Raw genomic sequence first — 414 nt, forward strand, 5'->3', positions numbered from 1 at the left:
AGCCGAGGAGTGGCTTCGCAAGTTGGAAAGAATATTCCGATTGATAGGATGCACGGACGCTCAGAAGGTCCAGTGCGCTGAGTTCATGTTCTCCGGTGACGCAAGTCACTGGTGGGAATCAATGTCTCGAACTAGGACTCCGGAGCAACAATTGGCGCTAACATGGGAACAGTTCAAGGAGGAAGTGATGGATAAGTACTTTTCCCAATCTCTAAGGGATTTCAAGGAGGGCGAATTTCTTCAACTCAAACAGGGAACCATGTCCCTGACGGAGTATGAACGAAAGTTTGACCAACTCTCAAGGTATGCTACACATTTTTTAGATACAAAGGCTAAGAAAATACTAAGGTTCGGGCAAGGGCTGAACTCAGACATGAGTATGATTCTTATGTCCCATAATTTCACGCCATATCG

At 45.9% G+C, this 414-nt stretch carries 1 protein-coding gene; it reads left to right on the top strand.

Features of this window, described 5'->3' with window-relative positions:
• The coding region (locus tag GOQ16_RS18550) for a retrotransposon gag family protein (protein ID WP_160070445.1) at nucleotides 1-414 on the top strand (414 nt) is incomplete at both ends.

Source organism: Sphingobacterium bovisgrunnientis, assembly GCF_009829085.1.
Lineage (GTDB): Bacteria > Bacteroidota > Bacteroidia > Sphingobacteriales > Sphingobacteriaceae > Sphingobacterium > Sphingobacterium bovisgrunnientis.